The sequence below is a fragment of the Brevundimonas sp. genome, assembly GCF_036402095.1.
Taxonomy (GTDB): Bacteria; Pseudomonadota; Alphaproteobacteria; order Caulobacterales; family Caulobacteraceae; genus Brevundimonas.
On sequence record NZ_DASWTO010000011.1, the window covers coordinates 1 to 3847 of the forward strand.

General features: G+C 68.1%; 5 protein-coding genes. All 5 read right to left on the reverse strand.

The features are described 5' to 3' along the window. Positions 1-173 (reverse strand): DUF6489 family protein (locus VGD32_RS00845; RefSeq protein ID WP_331030018.1); only part of this gene is annotated, 173 nt, incomplete at its 3' end. Positions 174-215: 42 nt separating this feature from the next. Next, positions 216-1631 (reverse strand): transcription termination factor Rho, encoded by a 1416-nt coding sequence (rho, locus tag VGD32_RS00850; RefSeq protein ID WP_331030014.1) that lies wholly within the window; start codon positions 1629-1631, stop codon positions 216-218. Between the two features lie 286 nt (positions 1632-1917). Next, entirely contained in the window at positions 1918-2397 is a 480-nt protein-coding gene (locus tag VGD32_RS00855; RefSeq protein WP_331030015.1) for a CopD family protein, read from the reverse strand. Continuing rightward, positions 2394-3452, reverse strand: a complete 1059-nt coding sequence (gene hemH, locus VGD32_RS00860; RefSeq protein WP_331030016.1) for a ferrochelatase — start codon at positions 3450-3452, stop codon at positions 2394-2396. The genes VGD32_RS00855 and hemH overlap by 4 nt, the downstream gene beginning before the upstream one ends. Next, positions 3449-3847 (reverse strand): uroporphyrinogen decarboxylase family protein (locus VGD32_RS00865; protein WP_331030017.1); only part of this gene is annotated, 399 nt, incomplete at its 5' end. The genes hemH and VGD32_RS00865, both read right to left, overlap by 4 nt.

A 3847-nucleotide genomic window follows, 5' to 3' on the forward strand; every position in this document is an offset into this window, starting at 1 on the left:
CCGAAGCTGGTCCAGGTCTTCATCAGTTCGTCGGGCTGCATGGCTGCGACGTTATCGGCCATGCGCTTCTGCATCTCGGCGACCATCGCCTCGTTCAGCGGCGCAACATCGGGCAGGCCGAGGAAGGCCCGGGCTTCCGCCGGGGTGCAGTCGATCTCGACATTGACCTTCATCGATCCGCTCCTGTTTCACGTGAAACAGCGGCCCTGCCGCCGTCAGGTGTTCATCGACTGGAAGAAGTCGGCATTGTTCTTCGACTGCCGCAGCTTGTCGATCAGGAACTCGATGGCGTCCTGCGGCCCCATCGGGTTGAGGATGCGGCGCAGGACATAGGTCTTGGCCAGCTGGTCCTTCGGCGTGGTCAGCTCTTCCTTGCGGGTGCCGGACTTGAGCACGTCGATGGCCGGGAAGATGCGCTTGTCGGCGACCTTGCGGTCCAGCACGATCTCCGAGTTGCCGGTGCCCTTGAACTCTTCGAAGATCACCTCGTCCATGCGCGAGCCGGTGTCGATCAGGGCGGTGGCGATGATGGTCAGCGACCCGCCCTGCTCCACGTTGCGCGCGGCGCCGAAGAAGCGCTTGGGCCGTTGCAGGGCGTTGGCGTCGACGCCGCCGGTGAGGACCTTGCCCGACGACGGGACGGTGGCGTTGTAGGCCCGGCCGAGGCGGGTGATCGAGTCGAGCAGGATGACCACGTCCTTCTTGTGCTCCACCAGACGCTTGGCCTTTTCGATGACCATTTCGGCGACGGCGACGTGGCGGGTGGCCGGCTCGTCGAAGGTCGAGGCGATGACCTCGCCCTTCACCGTCCGCTGCATGTCGGTCACTTCTTCCGGCCGCTCGTCGATCAGCAGCACGATCAGGAAGACCTCCGGATGGTTCTTCTCGATCGACTTGGCGATGTTCTGCAGCATCACCGTCTTGCCGACCCGCGGCGGGGCGACGATCAGACAGCGCTGGCCCTTGCCGAGCGGAGCGACGATGTCGATGACCCGGCCCGAGCGGTCCTTCAGCGTCGGATCCTGGATTTCCATGTGCAGCCGCTCTTCGGGATAGAGCGGGGTCAGGTTGTCGAACAGGACCTTGGTCTTGACCGTCTCCGGGTCTTCCAGATTGATCGTGTCGACCTTGAGCAGGGCGAAGTAGCGCTCGCCCTCGCGCGGGCCGCGCACGGCGCCGTGGATGGTGTCGCCCGAGCGCAGGCCGAACCGGCGGATCTGCGACGGCGAGACATAGACGTCGTCCGGACCGGGCAGATAGTTGGCGTCGGGGCTGCGCAGAAAGCCGAAGCCGTCCGGCAGGATCTCCAGCACGCCGTCGGCGATGATCTCGACCTCCTCGTCGGCCAAGGCCTTGAGGATGGCGAACAGCAGGTCCTGCTTGCGCAGGTTGGAGGCGTTCTCGATCTCGAGGCCTTCGGCGAAGGCGACCAGGTCGGCCGGCGTCTTCTCGTTCAGCTCGGCCAGGGTGATGCGGCCGTTGGGGACGATCGGTTCGCCGTCGTCCTCGTCCTCGTCGGCCTCCTGGTCGACCATCGGCAGGTCGGCGGCGGCCACCTCGTTGGTGGGCATGTCGCCGTCGAGGGTCTCGGCCTCGGGAGCGGTCGGATCGGTGTCGCGGACGTCGGTCATGGGAATCTTCTTCAGGCGTGCGCGCAAGGGTGCCCGCAAATCTGCGGGGTCCGGGCGGCTGTCGATGTCTGGCCTCGCGGCCGAAGGGGAAACGATGGACTCCGCCCGTGTCGTCGGCCGGCATCGTTGGGAGAGAGGGACCGTCCGGCGAAGGCCAGGACCGGTTCACCGCCAGCGAAACCACGCTGCGGCGGTCAGGTCAAGCGGCAGCGCACCGGGCATCGTCCGTCGCGGAATTTATTCCTTGCGCGGCCGGCGCCCGAATGCGCAGAAGCGCGCCGGACGCTCATGCGAAGACGCCCTCCGTCGTCACCGCCAGCACGGCGACGACGGCGATCAAGAACGGAATCTCGTTGGTCATGCGCCAGAAGCGGCCGGAGCGGGCCGAGGTCCCGGCGTGGATGCGCTTCAGCTCGCCGGCCAAGAAGCCGTGCCATCCGCTGAGGGCGATCACCGCCACGAGCTTGGTCGCCACCCACGGCTGGGCCACGAAGCCCCAGCCTTCGCCGAAGCCGTAGACGTGGATCAGGATCAGCCACACGCCGAAGATCCAGGCGGCGTTCATCGCCGGATTGATGATGATCTTCAGCAGACGGCGCTGCCAGACCCGCAGCAGGCCCTGCATCTCCGAGCGCAGCGGCTCGGCCTTGTCCGCCTGTTCGACGTCGTAGGCGTAGAGGCGGGGCAGGAACAGCATCCCCGCCATCCAGGCGATCACCGCCAGGATGTGCAGGCCTCGCACGATGTTGAACGCCTCGAAACTCATGCCGCCCGGCTCTCCGCCTGACAGGGGCAGGCCTTCCACTCGCCCCGGCAGCCCGGTCCATAGGGCGCCACCCCGGTCCGCGACAGGGCGTGAAGCACGGCGTCGGCCAGGGCCGTCACGAAGACGGGGTTCTCGCCGACGGCCGGAACCCGCAGATACGGCGCGACGCCGAGGCGGTGGGCCAGTTCGCCATATTCGATGTCCAGCTCGACCAGGGTTTCGACGTGCTCGGAGACGAAGGCGATCGGCACCACCACGGCGCCGACCCCGTCGGCGGCGGCCTGCTCCAGCGCCTCCGGCGTCGACGGGCCCAACCATTTCATCGGTCCGACCCGACTCTGGTAGCAGAGGGCGTGGTCGACGGGCCGCCCTGCGGCTTCCAGCTTGGCCACTACGGCGGCGACGGTGCTCTCGACCTGCTCCTGGTAGGGATCGCCCTTTCGCTCGACCAGCGACTCCGGAATCCCGTGGGCGGAGAACAGCACCCGCACCGGACGGTCACCGGCCTCGTCCAGCTTGCGGCCGATGGCCTCCGCCTGGGCATCTATCCAGCCGTGGGCTTCGGGCCAGCAACAGACGGTCCGGCTCTCGCCCGACCCGGCGTAGACCGCGTTCCAGCGCTTCAGGGAGGATTCCGTCGTGGTGGTGGAGAACTGCGGATACAGCGGCAGCAGCACGATCTCGTCCGGCCCGAAGGCGGCGACCTCGGCGGCGCTCTCCTCCGTCAGCGGCGACCAGTAGCGCATGGCGATGAAGGCCCGCACCTCATCCTCAGGCAGCCGCGCGGCCAGGGCCGCCTCCAGCGCCGCCGCCTGCTTCCGGGTCTCCGGCAACAGAGGCGAACCGCCGCCCATCAGGGCGTAGTTGGCCTGCGCCGGCTTCTCCCGCCGGCCGGAGATCAGCCGCGCCAGCGGCGTCCGCACCACGCCGGGCAATCCGATGATGGCCGGATCGTTGAACAGATTGAACAGGAAGGGCTTCACCGAGGCCTGGTCGTCCGGCCCGCCCAGATTGAACAGGACCACGGCGATGCGGCGGCCGGTGAGGGTCCTCATTGGGCCCCGATCCGCTTCAGCACCTGCTCGACGTGAGCGATCGGGACGTCGGGCAGGATTCCGTGCCCGAGGTTGAAAATCCACGGCCCCTGTCCCCAGGCCTCGAGCAGCTGGTCCACCCGCCGGTCCAGCAACGGACCGCCAGCCCGCAGCAGCAGCGGGTCAAGCGCGCCCTGGATCGGCTTGATGGCCTGCACCCGCCGCCCGACGGCCAGCGGACAGGCGGTGTCGAGGGCCACGGCCTGGACGTCGCACTCGGCCGCATAGCGCTCGGCCAGCGCCGCCGAGCCGCGGGGGAAGCCGATCAGGGGCGTGGTCACCCCCAACTCCCGGACCCGCTTCACCAGGGCCTGATGCGGCCTCAGCACGAGGCTTTCGAACAGGTCGTCGGGCAG